Below are 21,609 nucleotides of genomic sequence, written 5' to 3' on the forward strand. Positions count from 1 at the left end.
CTCCCCGGGCTATTCGCGCCGGTCGTCGATGCCGTCGTTGTCCGTGTCGCGGCCAAGCATCTTGTCCACGAAGCCAGCCCGGCGCGACGGTTCGGCGCGGTCGTCGATGCCGTCGCGGTCGCGGTCGATCCGGGTCGTGACGGCGCCTTCGTCGCGGTCGTCGACACCATCGCGGTCGCGGTCGACTACGGGATCGCGCCGGTCCGGAACGCCGTCGCGGTCCCTGTCGCGAATGGCGGCGCCGCGCAGGGCGTCGCGTTCACGCCATTCCTTTTCGCGTTCGCCCCAGTGGCGCTCGCGTTCTTCGTGGCGGTCGGCCAGCAGTTCGCGTTCGCGCACTTCGTCGCGATAGCGGGTCTTCCACTTGCGGCCGCTGCCGGCGAGCAGGAAGGCGCCCATCAGGATGCCGAGGAAAAAGACCAGGGCCAGGATGATCCACTGGTCGGACGTGAAGCTCACCATCGCTTGTAACCCCTTCGTAGATGACGGGGTTACAAGCGCGCGATGCCGGTTTCCGTTCCGCCGCCGTTTCTAGCGGTTGAGCAGGTTGTCGCTGATCGAGCAGGCCGCGGGGCCAAGGATGACCACGAACAGGGTCGGCAGGATGAACAGGATCAGCGGCACGGTCATGATCGCCGGCAGGCGGGCAGCCTTCTCCTCCGCCCGCATCATCCGCTCGTTGCGGAACTCGGCGGACAGGACGCGCAGGGCCGAAGCCAGCGGCGTACCGTATTTCTCGGTCTGGATCATGGTCGTGACGACGCCGCGCACCGCTTCGAGGTCGACTCGGGTGGCGAGATTCTCGAATGCCTGGCGGCGCTCGTTGAGGAAGCCCAGCTCGATCGCGGTCAGGCCGAATTCGTCGCCCAGCTCCGGATAGGCCTTGCCCAGTTCGCGGCTGACGCGGCCGAAGGCGGCGTCGACGGTCAGGCCGGCCTCGGCGCAGATGACCAACAGGTCGAGCGCATCCGGCAGGCCCTTGCGGATCGCGTGGCTGCGCTTGGTGACCTTGTTCTTCAGCCACACGTCGGGCGACTTGTAGCTGCCGACCAGCACGCCGGCGACGGTCATGTAACGGCGGAAACCGCCCCATTCGGGCCAGAAGTCGACCCAGTAGATCATGACGATCGCGCCGATGCCCAGCACGACCGGCAGGACGAAACGGGCGAAAATGATGAAGAAAGCCAGGTCCTTGTTGCGGATACCGGCCTGCATCAGCCGGTTTTGGGTCTTCTTCAACTGGTCGTCCTGAAGCATCTTGAACTTGCTCAGGATGGTCCGCACGCGGTCTGCCGCTTCATTGCGGTTGGTCAGTTTCTTGCGCTTGTTGGTCGACGCGACGATGCCGGCCTTGAGCTGCTCGCGCCGCTCGTTGAGCGCACGGACGCGGCGCGCCATCGGGTCCTTGACCGTGGTGGCGGCATAGATCGCCATCATCACGGAAAAGGTCGCCACGGCGCTCAGGAGCGTCGCGATCCAGATGACATCGAAGCCGAGAAGGGTGGGGCCGGTGGCCATGGTCGTCGCTTTCCCCCTAGATCTCGAAGTTGACCATCTTGGCCATGATGAACACGCCGATGCCCATCCACACGAGCCCGCCCATGCCAGCCACGATCAGGCGCTGGTCGACGAAGAAGTTGCCCATGTATCCAGGGTTGATCATCCACACGAGGCCGAAGACCACGAACGGAAGCGATCCGACGATATAGGCCGAAGCCTTGGATTCGGAGCTCATTGCCTTGATCTTGAGCTTCATCTGCGACCGCTTGCGCAACACGTCGGCAAGGTTCGACAGCGTTTCCGCCAGGTTGCCGCCGGTTTCCCGCTGGATCGCCAGCGTGATGACGAAGAACTGGAATTCGGGCGTGCCGAGCCGGTCCGCGGTTTCCTGCAGCGCGGCTTCCATCGTCCGGCCGATCTTCATCTTGTCGGCGACGGTACGGAACTCGATCCCGACCGGGCCGCCGATTTCCGACGCGACCACGCCCAGCGTTTCGCTGATCGGAAGGCCCGACCGCAGGCCGCGAACCATCAGTTCGATGGCGTCCGGGAAATTGGCAGTGAACTTGTTGATGCGCCGCTTGATCAGGAAGCCGATGATGAAGTGCGGCACGCCGACGCCGAAGAACAGGCCGACGAAGAAACTGAGGAAGAAGGGCGCCCCGCGGAACATCAGCAGCATCGTCACGATGCCGGTGATGCCAAGCGAGATCGCGGCATATTTCGCCAGCGAGATGTTCTTGCCGGTCATCTCCAGCCGCTTGCGCAGCAACGCCGGGCGCGGGATGATCGAGGACGCAAAGCCGTCGATGCGGCTGGCGCGGGCGGCCATGAGCTTGCGGATCTGCGCCTGCGCGGCGGCGGTGACGCCCTCCGCATGACGCTCCTTGACCAGCTCCATGCGGCGCTTGAGCGATTTCGACGGCGACGGCCCGCTGGCCAGTTTCAACAGAAGCAGCAGCAGCGCCACGCCGACGGCGATGAGGATCAGATAGAGAAACATCTACCGCTCATTCCTTCCAGGCCGGCTGCCGAACGATCGACTGCCGGCCGTTCACTCACGCTGCCTTCGCTTTGGGCTTGGCCAGCATCGACTTGAGGTTGGTTACCAGCGACTTCGAACCGCCGTCGGCCTTGCCCTGGGCTTCGCCGGCACCGTCTTCGGTGGCGTGGCTGAGCACCAGGTTGACGAGGCTGTTGAACGGCGCGGCCGCCTTGCCCGACGCGACTTCCGCAAGCGGCTTGCCGAGCTTGGCCGACTGGGCCGCAAGCTTGGAGTCGAGCGCGAAGACGAGGTCGACAGGGCGTTCGATCGACTGTTCGAAATCCTTGCGATTGATTTCCAGCGCGCCGCCGTTCGGCACCTTGTTGGCGACGACGAACACGCGGGTCTGCGGCGCGTTTGACTTCAGCCACGCAAGGATGCGGATGGCATCGCGGGTGCCGGCCAGCGTCAGCTCGGCCACGACGACCGCGACGTGTGCGTCGTGCACCAGGTGCGGATGCTGGATCAGCATGTGCCGCGGCAGGTCCATGACGGTCGATTCGAAGGCGTTGCGCATTTCTTCCTGCAGGTGGAAGAAAGCGGTGCCGTCGGTGACCAGCGGCTGGTGGATCGGCGCTTCCGCCGACAGCACGGACAGCCGTTCGTTGGCGCGGACCATGGCACGTTCGATGAACAGGCCGTCGATGCGGCTCGGGTTTTCGATCGCGTCGGTCAGGCCGCGGCCAGGCTCGAGGTCGAGTGCCAGCGCACCGGTGCCGAAATGGACGTCGAGGTCGAGCAGCGCCGTGGAGCGGTGCGACTTTTCACCCAGCATCCAGGCCAGCGAGGTCGCCATGGTCGAGGCGCCGACACCGCCGCGGACGCCGATCACGGCGGCCATGACGTGCGGCTTGTCGACCTGCGCTTCGCCGCGCGGTCCCGACAGGATCGCCTGGGCATGCGCAAAGCTGTCGCGCAGCTGGTCGACCGTGAACGGCTTGAGCAGGTAATCGTGAATGCCGCTGGCGACGAGGTCGCGATACAGGCGGACGTCATTCACCTGGCCGGCCGCGATCACGATCGTCCCAGGCTCGCACACTTCGGCGAGCGAGTTGATGTCGGTCAGCGGATCGGCGGATTCGCTCAGGTCGACGAACAGGATGTTCGGGCTGGCGGACACGGACAGCGACTGCACCGCGTTGCGCAGGCCGCCCTTGTTGACCTTTTCCGGGCTCCACCCATGCTCCACCGCAACCGGGCGAAGCATGTCGGCGGTCGCGTCATCGCAAACGAAGGCGGTGAACGGGTCGCGCAAGCCGGCGCGTGCTTGAAACGGAGCATTCATGTTAATTGCCCTTCGTGCTCTGCTCGACAGTCGTGAGAGGCCGCCGGGTCTGACCGTCGATGACGCCGGTCAGCGGCCAGCCGCGGTACATCGCAATTGCCTTGGCGCCCGCGATCGCATCGACCGAGGCCGAGCCTTCGCGCCCGTGGACCAGGTCCTCGGGGTTGGCGACTTGCATCGCGAGGTTCGAATTCACGCCGCAGCCGAAGTTGGACATGCTGCGGTTGGCGAAATTGGGTTGCGAGGGAACGCTCCAGTTGGGGCATCCCGCGACTTCGGCGCGATTGCGGCTGACGACCACGCGGACATTGCCCGACGGGACCAGCCCGGCGGTCACCGGCGCCGCCGGAAGGACCATCATGCCGTAGCGACCGGCCAGTTCCGCGACCTGCGAGGCGGCGGCCGGCGCCGACAGGCCGTCGACGTAGATCGAATCGCCGTATCCGAGGTCGAGGCTCTGGAACCACGCATCAAGCCGGGATACGTCGCCCGGCGACAGCACGCCGCCCAGGGCCGCGAGGTCGATCGTGTAGTTCGACCGGTTGAGCACCGGCACGTTGACCGAAGCGACGCCGCGGTCCGGCGAAGCCGCCGGGGTGGTGGCGCAGCCCGCCAGCGTGGAGGCGAGCAGAACGGCAAGCAGTTTCGTGCGCATCATCGCATCCTTTTCAAACAGGCGGGTCACAGCTTGAAGCCCGGGGCAGGGGCGGCGACCGGCGCCGCTTGCGGCAACGGACGGCCGCTGACCCCGCCATAGGTCTGGCCAAGCAGCATCTGCTGGGCATCGGTCGGCGCCCGGTAACCGTCGGTCGGCAGGGCCATCTGGCCGCTGACCGGCCGCACCAGGTACGGCGTGACGATGATCACCAACTCGGTTTCCTGGCGGCGATACTTGGTCGACCGGAACAGGGTGCCAAGGATCGGCAGGTCGCCCAGAAACGGCGCCTTGTTGAGGCTGTTGCTGTTCGAATTGCGCAGCAGCCCGGCGAGCATGAAGCTTTGCCCCGATCCCAGTTCGACGGTGGTTTCGGCGCGACGGGTGGTCAACGCCGGGACGTCGAAGCCGTTGAGGCGGATCGAGCCTGCATCGGACAGCTCGCTGACTTCCGGACGGACGCGCATCGAAATGCGGCCGTCGCCAAGCACGATCGGCGTGAACGCGAGCGCAACGCCATATTGCTTGTATTCGATGGTCACGGCCTGGTTGCCCTGGCTGACCGGGATCGGGAATTCGCCGCCCGCGAGGAAGCTGGCGGTTTCGCCCGACAGCGCCGTCAGGTTCGGTTCGGCCAGCGTCGTCACCAGGCCGTCGGTTTCGGCAAGGTCGAGCGAGCTCAGGATGTCGAGGCCGAACAGGCTTCCGGCACCGGTGAGGGTCGAGCCCAGCGCATTGCGGATGACCCGCGCCGGCGGACAGTTGGTGACGCATGCGGCGGGCGGCAGGCTGATGCCCGAACCCTGGGCGATGCCGAACTGGAAACCGCCGGTGGTGTCGGTGGCGAGAAGGTTGACGCCGACCTGCTTGACGAGGTCGCGGCTGACTTCGGCGATCTTGACCTTGAGCGTGACCTGCAGCGGCACCGCGGTGCGCAGCCGGTTGACCGGGACGATGTTCAGCGCATCGCCTTCCTTGACGCCGGGGTTGAGGATCGCGCGGACAAGCATTTCGGCCTGGGCGGCATCGTCCGGCGACCCGACGGTGCCGTTGATGATCGCGGTCTGGCCGACCGTGGTCACGTTGATCTGCGATTCCGGCATGGCGACGCGCAGCACGTCGTTGACCGACGAGATGTTCTGGCTGACGCGGACGTTGGCACCGTAGACGACCGACCCGTCGCGGGCGGTGGCGATGACGGTGGCTTCCCCCATTTCCTTCCCGAACACGTTGATCTGGCGCGGCGAGTTTACATAAACGTCAGCAACCTTGGGGTTGGACGTCCACACATTCGCAACCGACTGCGGCAGGTTGATCATCTGGCCTTCGCCGATCGACAGCTGGACCTGGCGGCTCGGCTTGTAGTTGGCCGAGGGCTGGGCCGCTGCCGGGGCTGCCGGCACCAGCGTTGCAGGAAGGGCAACGGCGATGGCCGCAAGGGCCGTGCCGAGCCGTGCCTGGCGCATGAAGTTACGAATGGTCATGTTAGCGAGCTCCCACAGGAACGACCGAGATGTCATTGCCACGGGCGACGCGAACCACCGGACCGCTGGGAACAGCAGCCGAGGGACCGGCGCCAGCCGGGGCCGAAGAGGCGAGCGCCACCGGCGCCGACGGAACGGTGCGGCGCTGGAAGCGCGACACGTCGCCACCCGTCGTGAAGGTCGTGTTCTTGTCCATCGGACGATTGGCGAAGGCGGACAGCAGGCGGCGTTCGTCGGCCGGGCTGGTGCCTTGCGGGACCTTCACGTCGCCCGAGGCAACGGCACGTTCGAGTTCGGACGTCTGGTCGGCGATCGACCGGAGCGACAGGGACAAGGTGCCCATCGACTGCGCGACGGCGATCTTCTCGGCGATGCGCGGAGTCACTTCGAAGGTGACGTTGGCGAACGTCTTGACGACCGTGTTGCCTTCTTCGTCCTTGTCGCTGACGCGCTGGTCGGTAGCGAGGACGCGGATGTTGCGGACGATGGTTTCCGACACCCGGAGCGCGGGACCGTCGCCGGTGCCCTGGACTTCGGAGGTCAGCATCAGATCGATGCGGTCGCCCGGGAAGACGAAGCCGGCAACGCCGCTGGTCGCGTTCACCGGAACGGTAATGGCGCGCATGCCGGGGCCGAGGGCGGCGGCAAGGAAGCCGCGATCCTGCGGGCCGACAAGATTGCCGCGGGTGATCGGCTGGCCGGCCATGACCGGATAGCGAACGACCGTGCCGAGCAGCTTGGACGGATCGGCGTCCGGGCCGCCCTGCTGGTAGAAGGACGGCTGGACCGAACCCGCCGGCCAGGTTTCGTAGCCGATGCTGGCGGCGTCGATGATCGTGCCGACGCCAAGCGCCTTCTTGGCGACGAGCACCTTCGGGCCCTGCGGCTGGACCGGGACGGCGGAGGCTTGCTGCGCTCCGGCACCGGTGAACATGTTCTTTGCCATGATGGCGGTCACGGCCGCGACCATGAGCGCTCCGACAAGCAGCAAGATCTTCTTAAAATCCATGGCGATTACGCCTCCCCAGCGGGAACCCCCGAATGACGACACACATCAGGCAAATTGGTTAAGAAAGCGTTGGGCGAGAATCGCCAGACCACCGATTGCGATGGCAACGCCGTACGGGATCTGCGGCCGGCCCTCGCGGGACCGGACCTTGTGAAACAGGACCACGAGCAGGGTCAGCACCCCGCCGGCGACCGACATGATGACCAGGAATTTCGCCGTCGAGGCGGGCGAGAACCACAAGGCCAGCGCGGCCGCGAGCTTGACGTCGCCGCCGCCCATCATGCCGAGAAAGAAAGCGCCGGCGAGCAATGCGAACACCGCCGCGGCGACCCCCAGCTGAAGCCACACGCCGGGCGTCAGCGGCAGGTCGACCGACCACCAGTAGAGCGGGGCAAGCGCCGCGACGCCAAGGTTGAGCCGGTTCGAAATGGTGAAGGTGCGCACGTCGATGGCGGCCGCGACCACCAGGGTCAGCGCCAGCGCGGCGAGCAGGAATTCGGTGAATCCGAAGTTCATCATGTTGCCCGAGGTAGACGGCGCGGCTTTCCAAACCGTAACCAAGCGCGAAAATGTTGGATTGCGATGTCCTGATCGTCGGCGGCGGTATCGCCGGAGCGAGCCTTGGCGCCGAGCTGGCCCCGCGCGCGTGCGTGCTGATCGTCGAGGCGGAAAGCCTGTGCGGCACCCATGCGACGGGGCGATCGGCGGCCTTCTGGCTGGAAAGCTATGGCGGACCGGTGGTGTCGCCGCTGAGCACCGCGTCGCGCCCCTTCCTCGACGCACCGCCGGCGGATTTTTCGGACCGCGGCTTCCTGCGCACGCGCGGCGACGTCCATCTGACCCGGGACGCGCTGCCGGTTCTCCCCGAAGGAATCGAATCGCGCGTGATGGAGCGCGACGAGCTGGAACGGGTGATCCCAGGCATCCGCCCGCAATGGCGGCGCGCCTTGTTCGAGCCGGGATGCGCGGACATCGACGTCGCCGGCCTGCACGCCGCTTACCTGCGTGCTTTCCGTAAACGCGGCGGGACCGTGCGAACCGATGCGACCCTAAGGCAGGCGCGACGCGAAGGCGGTGCGTGGGCGGCGACGATGGCGGACGGATCGACCGTCTCCGCCGGGGTGATCGTCAATGCCGCCGGGGCTTGGGCCGACCCGGTCGCGACGGCGTGCGGCGTCGCGCCGATCGGTATCGCGCCCAAGCGCCGGACGATGGTCCAGCTGCGCGTCGGGCGCACCGGCCTGCGCGACCTGCCCCTGGTCGACGACGCCGGCGGGACTTTCTACTTCAAGGGAGAATCGGACAATTCGGTGTGGCTCAGCCCGCATGACGAGATCGCCACCGGCCCGTGCGACGCGGCGCCGGAGGAGGTGGACGTGGCCATCGCCATCGATCGCTTCCAGCAGGTGGTCGACTGGCCGGTGGAGGCGGTGGAGCGCAAATGGGCCGGCTTGCGCAGCTTCGCGCCAGACCGGGTGCCGGTCTACGGCTTCGATCCGGATGTCGACGGATTCTTCTGGTGCGTGGGGCAGGGCGGTTTCGGCATCCAGACTGCCCCCGCGGCGGCCCGCATGACGGCGGCGCTGCTACTCGGCCGGGCGCCCGATGCGATGGTCGAGGCCATCGATCCTGCGCCCTTTTCCCCGGCGCGCTTCCGCTAGGTCCGCTGCTTGTCCGCCTCGGCGCAGGCGAGGGCGTCGACGCGATCGTTCTCGACGTGGCCGCTATGCCCCTTGACCCAGTGCCAGCGCACCTCGTGCGGCGATTGGGCATCGAGCAATTCCTGCCACAGCTCCGCGTTCTTCACCGGCTTCCTGTCGGCGGTGCGCCAGCCGTTGCGCTGCCAGCCGTGGATCCACTTGGTGATGCCGTCGCGGACGTAGACGCTGTCGGTATGCAACTCGACCGAGCAGGGCTTCTTGAGCGCCTTCAGCGCCTCGATCGCCGCTTTCAGCTCCATGCGGTTGTTGGTGGTGTGGGCTTCGCCGCCGCTCAGTTCGCGTTCCCGTGCGCCGGTGCGCAGCAAGGCCGCCCAGCCGCCCGGGCCGGGGTTGCCCCGGCAGGCGCCGTCAGTGAAAATCTCAACCGCCGGAAGGCTCATTCAGCCGACGAGTTCGCGGGGCAGCTTGAACACCATCCGCTCGGGCGTGTGATCGGCGATTTCCTCGGTCACGTCGAACCGCTCGCGCAGGGCATCGACCACTTCGCGCACCAGCACTTCAGGCGCCGACGCGCCGGCGGTGACGCCAAGGCAGCGCGGATGGCCAAGCCAGTCCCAGTCGATCTGCGACGCACGCTCGATCAGCCGCGCCGGGACGCCCATCCGCTCGGCAACCTCGGCCAGCCGCAGCGAATTGCTGCTGTTCGGCGCGCCGACGACCAGCATGCGGTCGCATTCGGGGGCAATCGCCTTGACCGCCGCCTGGCGGTTGGACGTGGCGTAGCAAATGTCCTCGCTGCGCGGCACGCGGATCTCGGGGAATCGCTGGCGGAGCGCCTCGACGATGGCGGCGGTGTCGTCGACGGACAAGGTGGTCTGGGTCAGGAAGGCAAGGTTGCCGGGATCGGCGACGGCGATGCTCTGCGCGTCCTCGACCGTCTCGACGAGGGTCATCGCGCCATCCGGCACCTGGCCGAAGGTGCCGATCACCTCGGGGTGGCCGGCATGGCCGATGAAGAGGATGTGCAGCCCGTCGTCGATCAGCCGTTCGGCCTGGCGGTGCACCTTGGACACCAGGGGGCAGGTCGCATCGACGAAGGTCAGATTGCGGTCGCGGGCGTTGGCCGGCACCGACTTGGGCACGCCGTGGGCGGAAAAGACCACCGGCCGGTCGTCCGGCACCTCGTCCAGCTCGTCGACGAAAATCGCGCCGAGATCCTTCAGCCGTTCGACGACGAAGCGGTTGTGGACGATTTCGTGGCGCACGTAGACGGGCGCCCCGAACCGTTCCAGCGCCAGTTCGACGATCTGGATGGCGCGGTCGACGCCGGCACAGAAGCCGCGCGGCGCGGCGGTCAGGATGCGAAGGTCAGGTCGGTCGGTCATTGGGCCGGCGATGTAAGCGCTCGCTTGCAGCAATGAAAGGCGCTTCCTATGACAGCGCCGTCCCCACCGACCGCCAAGGAAAACCCCGTGAAGCTTCGCCTCCCTTCGATTCTCGCTCTCGCCTTGCTCGCCGGCTGTTCGCGGCAGGGCAATATCGAGGAGGGGGGCATCTACACGATCCGCAGCGCCTGCCCGCAGGTCGCAATTCCCGCGGGCACCGGCGACATGACCGTGTTCGACCCGGCCGGCGCCACCGAAGCCTCGGCGATCGATATCGAGGCGGCAATTACCAACGTCCGCACCAGCTGTCAGGAAAGCGGCGACCAGATCATCTCGACCGCCAATTTCGAAGTGGTCGCGACGCGCCGTGACCCGACCCAGGCGCGCCAGGTCGTGCTGCCCTTCTTCGACGCCGCGGTCCAGGCGGGCGAAAAGGTGGTCGCTAAGCGCGTTTCGGCCGTGTCGCTGAACTTCGCGCCGGGCAGCCTGCGCGCGTCGACGTCGGCGCAGGCCACGGTACGCATCTCGCGCGCCGTCGCCACGCTTCCCGAGGACGTGCGCAAGACGCTGACCCGCCGCCGCAAGGTCGGCGATGTCGATGCCGCGATCGACCCGCTGTCCGATCCGACGATCCGTGCGGCGGTCGCCCGGGCAAGCTTCGCGCACCTGGTCGGTTTCCAGCTCACCGACGACCAGCTTCGCTACAACGTAACCCGCTAATCTGGGGCGTTGACTCGGCTGGCGGGCGCAGCCAAGGCTGCCGGCGTCTCCGGTGGCCCAGCCGCCGGGAGGCCGCGCGGGAGAGTTCGCCCGATGGCTGGTCCATCTGGCGGCGCCGAAGGAGCAACCGCCCCCGGAATCTCTCAGGCAACCGGACCGCGCGCGCCTGACAGTCTGGAAAGAGCCGCGGCCCATGGCCGGGGCCGCCGAAGGGGCAAAGCTCTCAGGCGCAGCGACAGATTGGGGGTGCGGCCGGAGGCGCAACGCCGTCGGCCAAACTGTCGCGGAGGCGAAGCATGAGCCAAGACGATTCCATCGACCAGCCGCAGGCCCTGCCGCTCGACGCCTGGCACCGCCGCCAGGGCGGCCGGATGGTCGAGTTCGCCGGCTACCACATGCCGATCCAGTACGAAGGGATCATGGCCGAGCATCTGTGGACCCGCGAAAATGCGGGCCTGTTCGATGTCAGCCACATGGGCCAGCTGCTGGTCGGCGGGCCTAACGTCGCCGACGCGTTGGAGACGGTCATGCCCGGCGACTTCCAGGCGGCCAAGGACATGAAGCCCAAATATTCGCTGTTGCTGGCCGATGACGGCGGGATCGTCGACGACCTGATGGCCACGCGCCGCGGCGACGATTTCTATGTCGTCGTCAACGGTGCGACCAAGCATGGCGATATCGCGGACATGCAGCGCCGCCTGCCCGAAGACACCGTGGTCGACCTGATGCGCGAACAGGCGCTGCTGGCCCTGCAGGGCCCCAAGGCGGTCGACGTGCTGGACGCGATCGTGCCCGGTGTTGCGGAGCTCGGCTTCATGCAGGGCGGACCGTTCCGCTGGAACGAGACGCCGCTGTGGATCAGCCGGTCCGGCTATACCGGCGAGGACGGCTTCGAGATTTCGGTCCCGGCGAATGTTGTCGAGGCACTGGCCGACGCGATCCTGGCCGACGAGCGGGCCCGGCCGGTCGGCCTTGGCGCCCGAGATTCGCTGCGGCTGGAAGCGGGCCTGCCGCTGTACGGCCACGACATCGACCTTGCGACGACGCCGGTGATGGCCGACCTGAAGTTCGCCATCAACAAGCGCCGCCGCGCCGACGGCGGCTTTGCCGGCTATGAGCGGATCCTTGCCGAGCTGGAGCATGGCGCCCCGCAAAAGCGAGTCGGTTTCGACGTCGAAGGTCGCCAGCCGGTGCGCGAAGGCGCCCTAGTGCTTGACGACGAAGGCAATGAAATCGGCCGCATCACCAGCGGAGGCTTCTCGCCCTCGCTGCAGCGGCCCATCGCCATGGGCTATGTCGCCACCGCGCTGGCCGAGCCCGGCACGACTTTGAAGCTGGAGCAGCGCGGCAAGCTGTTCAACGGCACGGTCACGACGATGCCGTTCGTCCCCCACCGATATCACCGCAAGGGAGCCTGACAGGATGACGACCTATTTCACCAAGGAGCACGAGTGGATCGCCGTCGACGGTGATACCGCGACAGTCGGCATCACCGACCATGCGCAGGAAGCGCTGGGCGACATCGTCTTCACTGAAGTGCCCGAGGCCGGCAAGCAGCTCAAGAAGGGCGAGGAGGCCGCGGTGGTCGAATCGGTCAAGGCCGCGTCCGACGTCTATTCCCCGGTGTCCGGCGAAGTGGTCGAAGGCAATCAGGCGGTCGTCGACGACAGCTCGCTGGTCAACAGCGATCCCGAGGGCGAAGGCTGGTTCTTCAAGCTCAAGCTTTCCGACACGTCGGAACTCGACGGCCTGATGGACAAGTCCGCCTACGACGATTTCGTGAAGACGCTTTGATCGACACTCCTTCCTCATTCGTCCTGGGCGATGGCGAGGGGTGCGGGCGCTCGCGCGTCCCAACTTCGCTTGACCGCAACCCGCGTGGGGTTTGGTGAGCACAACCCCTCACTCGACCAGCCGTTGGGTAGCGGCTGACTACGCCCGGGTCGGCGGCTTCGTGCCTGCTTTGGGAGCGGCCGCGCTCGACCTGCTCGATCCCAAGGACGGCGAGAGAATCCTCGATGTCGGCTGCGGCGACGGCAGCCTGTCGACCCTGATCGTCGACCGCGGCGCGGAAGTGGTCGGCGTCGACAATAGTCCGGAGCTTGCCGAGGCAGCGCGCGAAAAGGGGATCTTCGTCGAGCTGACCGACGCCGCCGACATGACGTTCGACCGGCAATTCGACGCGGCCTTTTCCAACGCCGCGCTGCACTGGATGCCGAAGAAAGCGCAAGTCGCACGGGCAATTTTCGCCGCGCTGCGCCTTGGCGGGCGCTTTGCCGGCGAAATGGGCGGGGAGGGCAATCTTGCCAGCCTGCGCGAGGCGCTGGACGAGGAACTGGTCATTCGCGGGTACGCACCGCCGGCGGAAGCGACCAACTGGTATCCCACCCCGGACGATTTTGCCGACATTTACGAAGGTGCCGGTTTCGACCGGATCGACGCGCGCCTGATCGCCCGCCCGACCGAAATCGACGATGGCATTACCGCCTGGGTCACTACCTTCCGCAAAGGCTGGCTCGATGCGGCCGGCGTACCGGAGGGCGAACGCGGCGAGATCGGCGACGCCGTCGCCGGCCGTTTCGGCTCGAACATCGCGGATTACGTCCGCCTCCGTTTCATCATGAGAAAGCCCGCCTGATGCGTTACCTGCCGCTATCCGACAGCGACCGAAGCCAGATGCTCGACACGATCGGCGCCGGGTCGATCGACGATTTGTTCGTCGACGTGCCGGAGGCCGCCCGGCTCGCCGGGACGGTCGAGGGATTGCCCGATCATGCCACCGAATTGTCGGTCGAACGTCAGCTTGGCGCGATGGCGATGAAGAACGTCGCCGCGGGACACGGGCCATTCTTTCTCGGTTGCGGCGCCTATCGCCACCACGTCCCGGCCAGCGTCGACCATATCATCCAGCGCGGCGAATTCCTGACCAGCTACACGCCCTACCAGCCGGAAATCGCGCAGGGCACGCTGCAGGTCATGTTCGAATTCCAGACGCAGGTCGCGCGCCTGACCGGCTGCGATATTGCCAATGCGTCGATGTACGACGGGTCGACCGCCTGCTGGGAAGCGATCCTGATGGCCGCGCGCGTTACGCGGCGTAAGCGCGCGATCCTGTCGTCGGGCGTCCACCCCCATTATGTCAGCGTCTGCACGACGATGGCGAAGTTTACCGGCGACGAGTTGGAAACCTCGGCCCCGACCCTTTCCGCGGACACCGATGCGGAGGCGCTGATCGCGGCGATCGACGACCAGACCAGCGCCGTCGTCGTCCAATATCCCGACATTCTCGGCCGGATCACCGACCTCAAGCCGATCGCCGATGCCGCGCATTCGAAGGGCGCGTTGCTGATCGCGGTCATCACGGAGCCGGTCGCGCTGGGGCTGATCAAGGCCCCGGGCGAAATGGGCGCGGACATCGTCGTCGGCGAAGGCCAGTCGATCGGCGTCGGGTTGCAGTTCGGCGGACCCTATGTCGGCCTGTTCGCCTGCAACGAAAAGTTCGTCCGCCAGATGCCCGGCCGCCTTGCCGGCGAAACGGTCGACGCGGAAGGAAAGCGCGGCTTCGTGCTGACCCTGTCGACTCGCGAGCAACATATCCGGCGCGAGAAAGCGACCAGCAACATCTGCACCAGCTCCGTGCTGTGCGCGCTGGCCTTTACCGCGCACATGACGTTGCTGGGTGAAAAGGGGCTGCGTCAGCTGGCGTCCCTGAATCACGCGCGCGCGTGTGAGACGGCGGACCGGCTGGCCGCGATCCCAGGGGTCGAGCTGGTCAACGACGGCTTCTTCAACGAATTCACCCTGAAGCTCCCGGTCGAAGCGCGGCCGGCGGTGCACGCGATGGTCGACAAGGGCGTGCTCGGCGGCGTGTCGCTTGGGCGGCTCTATCCGGACGAGGCGGGGCTTCAGAACGGGCTGGTGGTGGCGGTTACCGAAACCGTGACCGACGAGGATATCGACGCGCTGGAAGCGGCGCTGAAGGAGGTGTGCGCGTGACCGTCAATCCGTCAGGCTGGCGCCCCAGCACGCCCGGCAGCGTCGCCAACGATACCGGTCCCGCGACCGTTACCGGCAACCGCGCGCTGCAACTTGAAGAACCGCTGATCTTCGAACTCGACCGGGGCGATGCGACCGGCGTGGATATCGAGCCGGTCAAGGTCTCCGGTGACCGGCTGGGCGGGCTGGAACGCAAGAGCGCGATCGGCCTGCCGGGCCTGAGCGAGCCCGAAACGGTGCGCCATTACACCCGCCTGTCGCGGCAGAATTATGCAATCGACCTTGGGCTGTTCCCCCTCGGTTCGTGCACCATGAAGCACAATCCGCGGCTTAACGAGAAGGTCGCCCGGATGGCCGGCTTTGCCGATGTCCATCCGCTGCAGCCGCAGGAAACGGTGCAGGGTGCGTTCGAGGTGATCGACACGCTGGCGCACTGGCTGATCGAGCTGACCGGCATGCATTCGGTGGCGATGAGCCCCAAAGCCGGCGCGCACGGCGAATTGTGCGGGCTGCTGTGCATCCGCGCCGCGCTGGAAGACCGCGGCGACGCGCGCGAAGTCGTGCTGGTGCCGGCCAGCGCCCACGGCACCAATCCCGCCACCGCCGCCTTTGCCGGCTATCGCGTCGAAAATATCCCGGCCAACGCCGCCGGCCGGGTCGATCTCGACGCGTTGAAGGCGCGGCTTGGCCCCGACGTCGCCGCGGTGATGATCACCAATCCCAATACCTGCGGCCTGTTCGAACCCGACATGGTGGAAATCAGCCGCGCGGTGCACGCGGCCGGCGGCTTCGTTTATTGCGACGGCGCCAATTTCAACGCCATTGTCGGTCGGGTGCGACCCGGCGACCTTGGCATCGACGCGATGCACATCAACCTGCACAAGACCTTTTCCACCCCGCACGGCGGCGGCGGACCTGGGTCCGGGCCCGTGGTGCTGTCCGAAGCGCTGTCGCCCTTTGCGCCCTTGCCCTTCGTCGCCAAGGAAGCCGACGGCACCTTCAAGCTGATCGAGGAAGAAACCGCCGCCGATCGCGACCTGAAGTCGTTCGGGCGGATGACCGCCTTCCATGGCCAGATGGGCATGTTCACCCGCGCCTTATCCTATATCCTCAGCCATGGCGCCGACGGCCTGCGCCAGGTCGCCGAAGATGCAGTGCTGAACGCCAATTACGTGCTGCGCCAGCTGTCCGACGTGCTCGACGCGCCGTTCGCGGACAGCGGGCCGTGCATGCACGAAGCCATCTTTTCCGACAAAGGCTTCGACGGGGGCCTGAGCACCATCGATCTCGCCAAGGCGCTGATCGACGAGGGCTTCCACCCGATGACCATGTATTTCCCGCTGGTCGTCCACGGCGCGATGCTAATCGAGCCGACGGAAACCGAATCCAAGGCGGCGCTCGACCAGTTCATCGCCGCGATGCGCTCCATCGCTGGCAAGGCCAAGGCCGGCGACCAGAGCCTCAAGGCGGCGCCCGTCTACGCGCCTCGGCGGCGGCTCGACGAGACGCTGGCGGCGCGCAAGCCGGTACTGACCTACCGCAACCCCGTTCCGGACGGCAGCGAGGCGGACGGCGCAGCGGCGAGCGTCGGTGGCGGCTGACGAGCGTTTCTACGAACGGGGCAGCGCCGGGCAGAAACGGTCCGCCCCGGCCGCGCTGCGCAATCGCGAGCCGATCGCCAGGGGTCTGGCAGACTGGCTCCCGGCGCGCGGACTGATCCTAGAGATCGCCAGCGGCACCGGCGAACATGCCCGCTTCTTCGCCGAGCGCTTCCCGGACCTCGACTGGCAGCCGAGCGACCGCAACGCCGACGCCTTGGCGTCTATCGCCGCATGGCAGGCCGACACCGACCTTCCCAATTTGCGCGCCCCGGTCTCGCTTGACGCAGCATCGCCGGATTGGCCGGTGACACGCGCCGATGCGGTGCTGAGCATCAACATGGTGCACATCAGCCCATGGGAATCCGCGCTCGGCCTTGCCGACGGCGCGGCGCGGCTGCTGCCGCCGGGCGGGCCGCTCATCCTGTACGGCCCGTGGATCGCGGACGGGGTTGAAACCGCGCCCAGCAACCTTGCCTTCGATGCCGACCTGAAGACTCGCGATCCGCGCTGGGGCCTGCGCCGGGTCGAGGATTTCGCGGCCGCTGCGTCAACGCGCGGCCTTGAGTTGCTCGACCAGCGGAAGATGCCCGCGAACAATCGCATGCTGCTGTTCGAAAAGCGCCGTTAGCGAATCCATTTTAAACGAAGTTTTACACACTTGGCCTAGGTGCGGTCAGTGATGAGTGACGAGGCCGCCTCCACCAGTCGCCGGTCGAACCGGTCGAACGTGATGCTGAAAGCCACGCTCCAAATTCCCGGGGCGGAGCTGGAGGTGGTATTGCGCAACCTGTCCGAAGACGGTGCCCTGATCCAGGGGAAGCCGCTGCCGCAGCCCCAGACCCGCGTCTTGTTCCAGCGCCAAGGATTGAGCGTGCCCGGGCGGATTGCCTGGTCGCATTACGGCTTTGCGGGGCTGGAGTTCGACTTCCCCTTGTTTCCCAAGGAATTGCTGCGGCACGTGCCGAGCCCGGCGCAGCGCGTGGATATTCCGATCAAGCGGCCGGGGTTGTCGTCGCGCCCGCTGACGCCGGCCGAACGCTCCTTGATCCAGCAATGGGCGGTGCGGTCGGCCTAAGCGCCGTTGCGGGCATGCAGCCACTCGACGAGTCCTGCGAGCGGCAACAGCGCGTTGAAGTTGATGCCGTAGCGCGCGCCGTCCTGCCAGCGTACGACCGCGCCTTGCGGCGGCAGACCGGGCAAGGTGACGGTCACGTCGCTGCCGACGGTCAGCGGATTAACGGTTTCCACGCTCACACCGCCTTGCGACACGTTGTGGATCGCCGCGCGATGGACGGTCGCGCCTTCCCGGACGAACGCCACGCAATGCACCTCGACTCGCGGCATGCGCGGGCGCGGACCGTCACCGCTGGACTTGAGCAGGTCGAGCACGTCGACCCTTTGATCGAAGGTGATGCCGGCATCGCTGTTCTTGACCCAGCTCACGGTTCCGGAAACCGGCTGGCCTTCCTTCAGCTCAACCGCCACCGGCTGGCCCGACCGTAGGGTGCAATAGGCGCGGACGAGCACGCCGCCGGCGGAAATATTCTTGACCAAGCAAAGCTCGCGACGGCCATCGAAACGGATGGCGCCGACCCGGAACAGGGTCAGATGGCGTTCGTCGGCGCGGCGGTTGACGTCCGCCGGCGGTGCCGGCGACATGGAAAAGACCGTCGTCTCGATTGGCAATTCTTCCACTTGCGCCCCCGCAGCGTGTCCGGCCGCCAAGCGGGCCGAAGCCGAAGATATCCGGAGAAATGGGTTACCATCCGGTTGAAGGAAGGTCCGTGGCGGTGCGACCTCCGACCTTTGATTTGGCCGCCGCGATGGCGCATTGTGCCGGGGCGATGGACCTGTCTGACCGCACCCGGACTTTGATCATTCGCGGATCGGCAATCGCGATCCTCGGCCTTGCCGTGGTCGCCGCGCTGCTGCCGCTGCCGACGCGCCTGCCCGACCGGCTGGTGATCGGCGGATTGCTCAGCCTGGCCGGACTGATCGAATGTATCGCCGTCTATGCCCGCCGCGGCCGCCACCTGTTCGCCTGGCTTGCGGGCGCCACGGCGCTGGTCGCCGGGCTCCGGCTCGCGCTCGATCCGTGGACCAATTATTTCACCGTCTTCAACCTCGTCATCCTGTGGCTGGTGGTGCGCAGCGCCATGCTCGGCCTGTCGGCGCGGGGGACGAAGGCGCCGCTGTGCAACTGGATATGGGCTGCCGCCGCGGTCGATTTCCTGCTCGCGCTGCTGCTGCTGGTCGGTTTGCCGATCGCGGTGCTGGTCTACGGCATCTTCGGCCAGACGTCGCAGCTGGTCGCGACCTTTGCCTGGATCCTTGCCGCCAGCTTCGCCGCTTCAGGCGCGCTGTTGCTGGTCGCCGCGCCGCTGGAAAGCGGCGACGAGGATCAGGCGTCGGGGTAGACGGCCTCAACGAAGTACAGCCCGTCCGGTGGCGCGTTCAGGCCGAGCGCCGAACGGTCGACGGCTTCCAGCGCCCGCCGCATGTCGTCCGGCTGCCACTGGCCGCGCCCGACCAGGGCCAGGCAGCCGACCATCGACCGCACCTGGTGGTGAAGGAAGCTGCGTGCCGCGGCTTCGATGTGGATCTCATCGCCGGCGCGGCGCACGTCGAACCGGTCGAGCGTCTTGACCGGGCTGTCTGACTGGCAATGGACCGACCGGAAGGTGGTAAAGTCGTGGCGCCCGACCAGCATCCGCGCCCCCTCAGCCATCGCGTCGGCATCGAGCGGCACGGCGACATGCCACACGCGGCCGCGGTCGAGCGCGGGCGGTGCCCGGCGGTTGAGGATACGATAAAGATAGCGCCGCCCGACGCAGGAAAAACGCGCGTGCCAGTCGTGGGCAACCGGTTCGGCGGCAAGGATCGACACGGGATGCGGGCGGACGAGAGCGTTGAGCCCTTCGCGCAGGCGGTGCGGGGTCAGCGGCTTGGCGATGTCGGCATGGGCCGCCATTGCCAGCGCATGGACCCCGGCGTCGGTCCGTCCCGCGGCGTGCACGGCGCAGGTCTCGCCGGTCATCCGGCTCAACGCGTCCTCAATCGCCTGCTGCACCGACGGGCCATGGTCCTGCCGCTGCCAGCCCATGAATGGCCCGCCGTCATACTCGACTGTCAACCGCCATCGGGTCACGGCAGGACGGTGCCCTTGGGAATGGCGAAACCGCGCAGCAGTTCGCCCGGTGTCATCGGCCCGCGCCCGGCGCGCTGGACCTTGAGCGGGCGGATATATCCCATACCGCAGGCAACGCACAGGCAATCGTCAAGCACCGTACCGGGCGGACCCGACGCGTCGGCGCCGACGCCGGCTTCGAGCAGCTTGATCCGTTCGCCGCTCACATCGAACCATGCCCCCGGGGCGGGCGCGAAGGCGCGCACCTGCCGCTCGACCCCTTCGGCGTTTTGCGTCCAGTCGATCCGGGCCTCCGCCTTGTCCATCTTGGAGGCGTAAGTGACGCCATCGTCCGGCTGCGCTTCGCCGGGGCCGGGCCGGTCGAGCCAGGCCACCAGCGCCTCGGCGCCAAGCCGCGCCAGCTCGTCGGTCAGCTCGCCCGCCGTCTTGAATCCCACCGCCGTCTCGCGCTTGAGCAGCATCGGGCCGGTATCGAGGCCTTCTTCCATGCGCATGATGGTCACGCCGGTCAGCGCGTCGCCGGCAAGGATCGCGCGATGGATCGGCGCCGCCCCGCGCCAGCGCGGCAACAGCGACGCATGCACGTTGATGCAGCCGCCCCGCGGCGCGTCCAGCACCGGTTTGGGCAATATCAGTCCGTAAGCCGCCACGACGGCAAGATCGGTATCGAGCGCGGCGAAGCGGGCCTGTTCGCCCTCGTCGCGCAGCGTGCGTGGATGGCGGACCTCCAGCCCCAGTACCTCCGCTTGCCGGTGCACCGGCGTCGGTTGCTCTGCCTTGCCCCGCCCGGCACGGCGTGGCGGCTGGGTGTAGACGCAGGCGATGTCGTGCCCGGCGCCGATCAGGGCGTCGAGGCTCGGCACCGAAAAGTCCGGCGATCCCATGAAGACGATGCGCATCGCGACGCCCTATGGCGCGGCGAGGCGGAAATTCCTATCTCGGCATCGATGGCAAGCCAGGAAATCGAGGCATTGGCGAGCGCTCTGGCGCGGCTTCCGGGGCTTGGGCCGCGGTCGGCGCGGCGCGCCGTGCTGCACCTGATGAAAAAGCGCGAGGGCGCTCTGCAGCCGTTGCTGTCGGCGCTGCAGACGGTCGCCGAGACGCTGTCGACCTGCTCGACCTGCGGCAATGTCGATACCTCCGACCCGTGCGGCATATGCCGCGACCCGCGTCGCGACGAGCGATCGCTGTGCGTGGTCGAGGAAGTCGCCGATCTGTGGGCGCTCGACCGGTCGCGACTGTTCCCGGGCCGCTATCACGTGCTTGGCGGCCGCCTGTCGGCGCTCGAAGGCGTGCGACCCGAAGACCTGACGGTCGATCAGCTGGTCGCCCGCGTGTCGGGCGGCGGCATCGACGAGGTCGTGCTGGCGATGAATGCGACGCTGGAAGGGCAGACCACCGCCCATTACCTTGCCGAGCGGCTGGAAACCTATCCGGTGCGGCTGACGCAGTTGGCTCACGGCCTGCCGGTCGGCGGCGAGCTCGACTATCTCGACGAAGGGACGTTGGCGCAGGCGTTGCGGGCCCGGCGTCCGCTTGCTTGACGCCTCAGGCCGGCGCTCCTAGCTCGCGCCCCATGTCGCTGCTTGAAATCATCGAAGTCCCCGATCCGCTGCTGCGGACCCAGTCCGCACCGGTCGAACGGATCGACGACGAGCTCAAGGACTTCGTCGCGCGGATGTTCGATACGATGTACGAGGCGCCGGGTATCGGGCTGGCCGCGATCCAGGTGGCTGTGCCGCGCCAGCTGCTGGTGATCGACCTGCAGGATCCGGAAGAAGAGGGCGGCGAGCCGGTGCGCAAGCCGCACGTCTTCATCAACCCCGAAATCCTTCACAGATCCGACGCGCGCAAAAGCTACAACGAAGGCTGCCTGTCGATTCCGGACCAATATGCGGAAATCGAACGGCCGGACGTCGTCCGCGCGCGTTGGCTCGACCTCGACGGCAAGAGCCAGGAGGGCGAGTTCGACGGACTGATGTCGGTGTGCCTGCAGCACGAGATCGACCATCTCAACGGCGTGCTGTTCATCGATTATCTGTCGCGGCTGAAACGCGACATGATGGTCAAGAAGGTCGTCAAGTCACGCCGCGAGCGCGACAAGGCCGCAATCCTCTAGC

Annotated in this window: 25 protein-coding genes and 2 riboswitches; of the genes, 12 read left to right on the forward strand and 13 right to left on the reverse strand. The window is 67.0% G+C overall.

The annotated features are described in order from the left end of the window. Positions 1-9: 9 nt before the first annotated feature. The 8 genes from H8M03_RS01165 to H8M03_RS01200 form a co-directional block, all read right to left on the reverse strand. Positions 10-462 (reverse strand): hypothetical protein, encoded by a 453-nt coding sequence (locus H8M03_RS01165; RefSeq protein ID WP_187479959.1) that lies wholly within the window; start codon positions 460-462, stop codon positions 10-12. A gap of 69 nt (positions 463-531) precedes the next feature. Next, complete coding sequence (locus tag H8M03_RS01170; RefSeq protein ID WP_187479960.1) at positions 532-1,518, reverse strand: type II secretion system F family protein; 987 nt, start codon at positions 1,516-1,518, stop codon at positions 532-534. 16 nt (positions 1,519-1,534) lie between these two features. After that, a complete protein-coding gene (locus H8M03_RS01175) occupies positions 1,535-2,503 on the reverse strand; it encodes a type II secretion system F family protein (protein ID WP_187479961.1) in 969 nt (322 codons plus the stop codon). Between the two features lie 55 nt (positions 2,504-2,558). Beyond that, positions 2,559-3,830, reverse strand: coding sequence for a pilus assembly protein CpaE (locus H8M03_RS01180; protein WP_187479962.1), 1,272 nt, complete (start codon positions 3,828-3,830; stop codon positions 2,559-2,561). 1 nt (position 3,831) lies between these two features. Further along, complete coding sequence (locus H8M03_RS01185; protein WP_187479963.1) at positions 3,832-4,488, reverse strand: CpaD family pilus assembly protein; 657 nt, start codon at positions 4,486-4,488, stop codon at positions 3,832-3,834. A 23-nt stretch (positions 4,489-4,511) separates the two neighbouring features. Beyond that, positions 4,512-5,969, reverse strand: coding sequence for a type II and III secretion system protein family protein (locus H8M03_RS01190; protein ID WP_246448962.1), 1,458 nt, complete (start codon positions 5,967-5,969; stop codon positions 4,512-4,514). A gap of 1 nt (position 5,970) precedes the next feature. Further along, a complete protein-coding gene (cpaB, locus tag H8M03_RS01195; RefSeq protein WP_187479964.1) occupies positions 5,971-6,978 on the reverse strand; it encodes a Flp pilus assembly protein CpaB in 1,008 nt (335 codons plus the stop codon). Between the two features lie 45 nt (positions 6,979-7,023). Beyond that, complete coding sequence (locus H8M03_RS01200; RefSeq protein WP_187479965.1) at positions 7,024-7,497, reverse strand: A24 family peptidase; 474 nt, start codon at positions 7,495-7,497, stop codon at positions 7,024-7,026. A gap of 50 nt (positions 7,498-7,547) precedes the next feature. Here H8M03_RS01200 and H8M03_RS01205 point away from each other — a divergent pair, with 50 nt between their 5' ends. After that, positions 7,548-8,639: an NAD(P)/FAD-dependent oxidoreductase gene (locus H8M03_RS01205; protein ID WP_187479966.1), complete on the forward strand. Its 1,092-nt coding sequence runs from the start codon at positions 7,548-7,550 to the stop codon at positions 8,637-8,639. On the opposite strand, the gene rnhA is transcribed toward H8M03_RS01205, so the two are convergent. Together rnhA and ispH are read right to left on the reverse strand one after the other, a co-directional pair. Next, complete coding sequence (rnhA, locus tag H8M03_RS01210) at positions 8,636-9,079, reverse strand: ribonuclease HI (protein ID WP_187479967.1); 444 nt, start codon at positions 9,077-9,079, stop codon at positions 8,636-8,638. The genes H8M03_RS01205 and rnhA overlap by 4 nt on opposite strands. Next, complete coding sequence (gene ispH, locus H8M03_RS01215; RefSeq protein WP_187479968.1) at positions 9,080-10,024, reverse strand: 4-hydroxy-3-methylbut-2-enyl diphosphate reductase; 945 nt, start codon at positions 10,022-10,024, stop codon at positions 9,080-9,082. It abuts the gene before it with no gap. A 48-nt stretch (positions 10,025-10,072) separates the two neighbouring features. Here ispH and H8M03_RS01220 point away from each other — a divergent pair, with 48 nt between their 5' ends. From H8M03_RS01220 to H8M03_RS01255, 8 genes are all read left to right on the forward strand, one after another. After that, positions 10,073-10,744 (forward strand): hypothetical protein, encoded by a 672-nt coding sequence (locus H8M03_RS01220; protein ID WP_246448965.1) that lies wholly within the window; start codon positions 10,073-10,075, stop codon positions 10,742-10,744. A gap of 67 nt (positions 10,745-10,811) precedes the next feature. Further along, positions 10,812-10,913, forward strand: a riboswitch (glycine riboswitch). Between the two features lies 1 nt (position 10,914). Then, positions 10,915-10,987: riboswitch (glycine riboswitch) on the forward strand. A 53-nt stretch (positions 10,988-11,040) separates the two neighbouring features. Then, positions 11,041-12,162, forward strand: coding sequence for a glycine cleavage system aminomethyltransferase GcvT (gene gcvT, locus H8M03_RS01225; protein ID WP_187479969.1), 1,122 nt, complete (start codon positions 11,041-11,043; stop codon positions 12,160-12,162). Positions 12,163-12,166: 4 nt separating this feature from the next. Beyond that, positions 12,167-12,538: a glycine cleavage system protein GcvH gene (gene gcvH / locus H8M03_RS01230; protein WP_187479970.1), complete on the forward strand. Its 372-nt coding sequence runs from the start codon at positions 12,167-12,169 to the stop codon at positions 12,536-12,538. Between the two features lie 160 nt (positions 12,539-12,698). Continuing rightward, the gene (locus H8M03_RS01235) at positions 12,699-13,382 is read left to right on the forward strand and encodes a class I SAM-dependent methyltransferase (protein ID WP_246448968.1); all 684 of its coding nucleotides are present in this window, start codon (positions 12,699-12,701) and stop codon (positions 13,380-13,382) included. Further along, positions 13,382-14,740 (forward strand): aminomethyl-transferring glycine dehydrogenase subunit GcvPA, encoded by a 1,359-nt coding sequence (gene gcvPA, locus H8M03_RS01240; RefSeq protein WP_187479972.1) that lies wholly within the window; start codon positions 13,382-13,384, stop codon positions 14,738-14,740. The genes H8M03_RS01235 and gcvPA overlap by 1 nt, the downstream gene beginning before the upstream one ends. Continuing rightward, positions 14,737-16,341 carry an aminomethyl-transferring glycine dehydrogenase subunit GcvPB gene (gcvPB, locus tag H8M03_RS01245; protein WP_187479973.1) on the forward strand — a complete coding sequence of 535 codons (1,605 nt, stop codon included), beginning with the start codon at positions 14,737-14,739 and terminating at the stop codon, positions 16,339-16,341. The genes gcvPA and gcvPB overlap by 4 nt, the downstream gene beginning before the upstream one ends. Beyond that, positions 16,331-16,969: a DUF938 domain-containing protein gene (locus H8M03_RS01250; protein ID WP_187479974.1), complete on the forward strand. Its 639-nt coding sequence runs from the start codon at positions 16,331-16,333 to the stop codon at positions 16,967-16,969. Before gcvPB ends, H8M03_RS01250 begins: the two co-directional genes overlap by 11 nt. A gap of 51 nt (positions 16,970-17,020) precedes the next feature. Beyond that, positions 17,021-17,416, forward strand: a complete 396-nt coding sequence (locus tag H8M03_RS01255) for a PilZ domain-containing protein (protein ID WP_187479975.1) — start codon at positions 17,021-17,023, stop codon at positions 17,414-17,416. Here the strand turns inward: H8M03_RS01255 and H8M03_RS01260 are convergent. Beyond that, positions 17,413-18,036: a PilZ domain-containing protein gene (locus H8M03_RS01260; protein WP_187479976.1), complete on the reverse strand. Its 624-nt coding sequence runs from the start codon at positions 18,034-18,036 to the stop codon at positions 17,413-17,415. The two genes, H8M03_RS01255 and H8M03_RS01260, sit on opposite strands and share 4 nt — an antisense overlap. Before the next feature lie 149 nt (positions 18,037-18,185). Here H8M03_RS01260 and H8M03_RS01265 point away from each other — a divergent pair, with 149 nt between their 5' ends. Next, positions 18,186-18,758 (forward strand): hypothetical protein, encoded by a 573-nt coding sequence (locus tag H8M03_RS01265; protein ID WP_187479977.1) that lies wholly within the window; start codon positions 18,186-18,188, stop codon positions 18,756-18,758. Here the strand turns inward: H8M03_RS01265 and truA are convergent. Beyond that, positions 18,743-19,489, reverse strand: a complete 747-nt coding sequence (truA, locus tag H8M03_RS01270) for a tRNA pseudouridine(38-40) synthase TruA (RefSeq protein ID WP_187479978.1) — start codon at positions 19,487-19,489, stop codon at positions 18,743-18,745. The genes H8M03_RS01265 and truA overlap by 16 nt on opposite strands. Then, positions 19,486-20,388 (reverse strand): methionyl-tRNA formyltransferase, encoded by a 903-nt coding sequence (gene fmt / locus H8M03_RS01275; protein WP_187479979.1) that lies wholly within the window; start codon positions 20,386-20,388, stop codon positions 19,486-19,488. The genes truA and fmt overlap by 4 nt, the downstream gene beginning before the upstream one ends. A gap of 48 nt (positions 20,389-20,436) precedes the next feature. On the opposite strand from fmt, the gene recR reads away from it, so the two are divergent. Beyond that, positions 20,437-21,033, forward strand: a complete 597-nt coding sequence (recR, locus tag H8M03_RS01280; protein ID WP_187479980.1) for a recombination mediator RecR — start codon at positions 20,437-20,439, stop codon at positions 21,031-21,033. A 32-nt stretch (positions 21,034-21,065) separates the two neighbouring features. Next, on the forward strand, positions 21,066-21,608 hold the full coding sequence (def, locus tag H8M03_RS01285) for a peptide deformylase (protein WP_187479981.1): 543 nt from the start codon (positions 21,066-21,068) through the stop codon (positions 21,606-21,608). The last annotated feature ends 1 nt before the right edge of the window (position 21,609 follow it).

Source organism: Sphingomonas sabuli (assembly GCF_014352855.1).
In the GTDB taxonomy this organism is placed as follows: Bacteria; Pseudomonadota; Alphaproteobacteria; order Sphingomonadales; family Sphingomonadaceae; genus Sphingomicrobium; species Sphingomicrobium sabuli.

Bases quoted from the DNA above. Each gene is read 5' to 3' on its own strand.
- H8M03_RS01165 (WP_187479959.1), bottom strand. From the start codon at position 462: ATGGTGAGCTTCACGTCCGACCAGTGGATCATCCTGGCCCTGGTCTTT.
- H8M03_RS01170 (WP_187479960.1), bottom strand. From the start codon at position 1,518: ATGGCCACCGGCCCCACCCTTCTCGGCTTCGATGTCATCTGGATCGCG.
- H8M03_RS01175 (WP_187479961.1), bottom strand. From the start codon at position 2,503: ATGTTTCTCTATCTGATCCTCATCGCCGTCGGCGTGGCGCTGCTGCTG.
- H8M03_RS01180 (WP_187479962.1), bottom strand. From the start codon at position 3,830: ATGAATGCTCCGTTTCAAGCACGCGCCGGCTTGCGCGACCCGTTCACC.
- H8M03_RS01185 (WP_187479963.1), bottom strand. From the start codon at position 4,488: ATGATGCGCACGAAACTGCTTGCCGTTCTGCTCGCCTCCACGCTGGCG.
- H8M03_RS01190 (WP_246448962.1), bottom strand. From the start codon at position 5,969: ATGACCATTCGTAACTTCATGCGCCAGGCACGGCTCGGCACGGCCCTT.
- cpaB (WP_187479964.1), bottom strand. From the start codon at position 6,978: ATGGATTTTAAGAAGATCTTGCTGCTTGTCGGAGCGCTCATGGTCGCG.
- H8M03_RS01200 (WP_187479965.1), bottom strand. From the start codon at position 7,497: ATGATGAACTTCGGATTCACCGAATTCCTGCTCGCCGCGCTGGCGCTG.
- H8M03_RS01205 (WP_187479966.1), top strand. From the start codon at position 7,548: ATGTTGGATTGCGATGTCCTGATCGTCGGCGGCGGTATCGCCGGAGCG.
- rnhA (WP_187479967.1), bottom strand. From the start codon at position 9,079: ATGAGCCTTCCGGCGGTTGAGATTTTCACTGACGGCGCCTGCCGGGGC.
- ispH (WP_187479968.1), bottom strand. From the start codon at position 10,024: ATGACCGACCGACCTGACCTTCGCATCCTGACCGCCGCGCCGCGCGGC.
- H8M03_RS01220 (WP_246448965.1), top strand. From the start codon at position 10,073: ATGACAGCGCCGTCCCCACCGACCGCCAAGGAAAACCCCGTGAAGCTT.
- gcvT (WP_187479969.1), top strand. From the start codon at position 11,041: ATGAGCCAAGACGATTCCATCGACCAGCCGCAGGCCCTGCCGCTCGAC.
- gcvH (WP_187479970.1), top strand. From the start codon at position 12,167: ATGACGACCTATTTCACCAAGGAGCACGAGTGGATCGCCGTCGACGGT.
- gcvPA (WP_187479972.1), top strand. From the start codon at position 13,382: ATGCGTTACCTGCCGCTATCCGACAGCGACCGAAGCCAGATGCTCGAC.
- H8M03_RS01255 (WP_187479975.1), top strand. From the start codon at position 17,021: ATGAGTGACGAGGCCGCCTCCACCAGTCGCCGGTCGAACCGGTCGAAC.
- H8M03_RS01265 (WP_187479977.1), top strand. From the start codon at position 18,186: ATGGACCTGTCTGACCGCACCCGGACTTTGATCATTCGCGGATCGGCA.
- fmt (WP_187479979.1), bottom strand. From the start codon at position 20,388: ATGCGCATCGTCTTCATGGGATCGCCGGACTTTTCGGTGCCGAGCCTC.
- recR (WP_187479980.1), top strand. From the start codon at position 20,437: ATGGCAAGCCAGGAAATCGAGGCATTGGCGAGCGCTCTGGCGCGGCTT.
- def (WP_187479981.1), top strand. From the start codon at position 21,066: ATGTCGCTGCTTGAAATCATCGAAGTCCCCGATCCGCTGCTGCGGACC.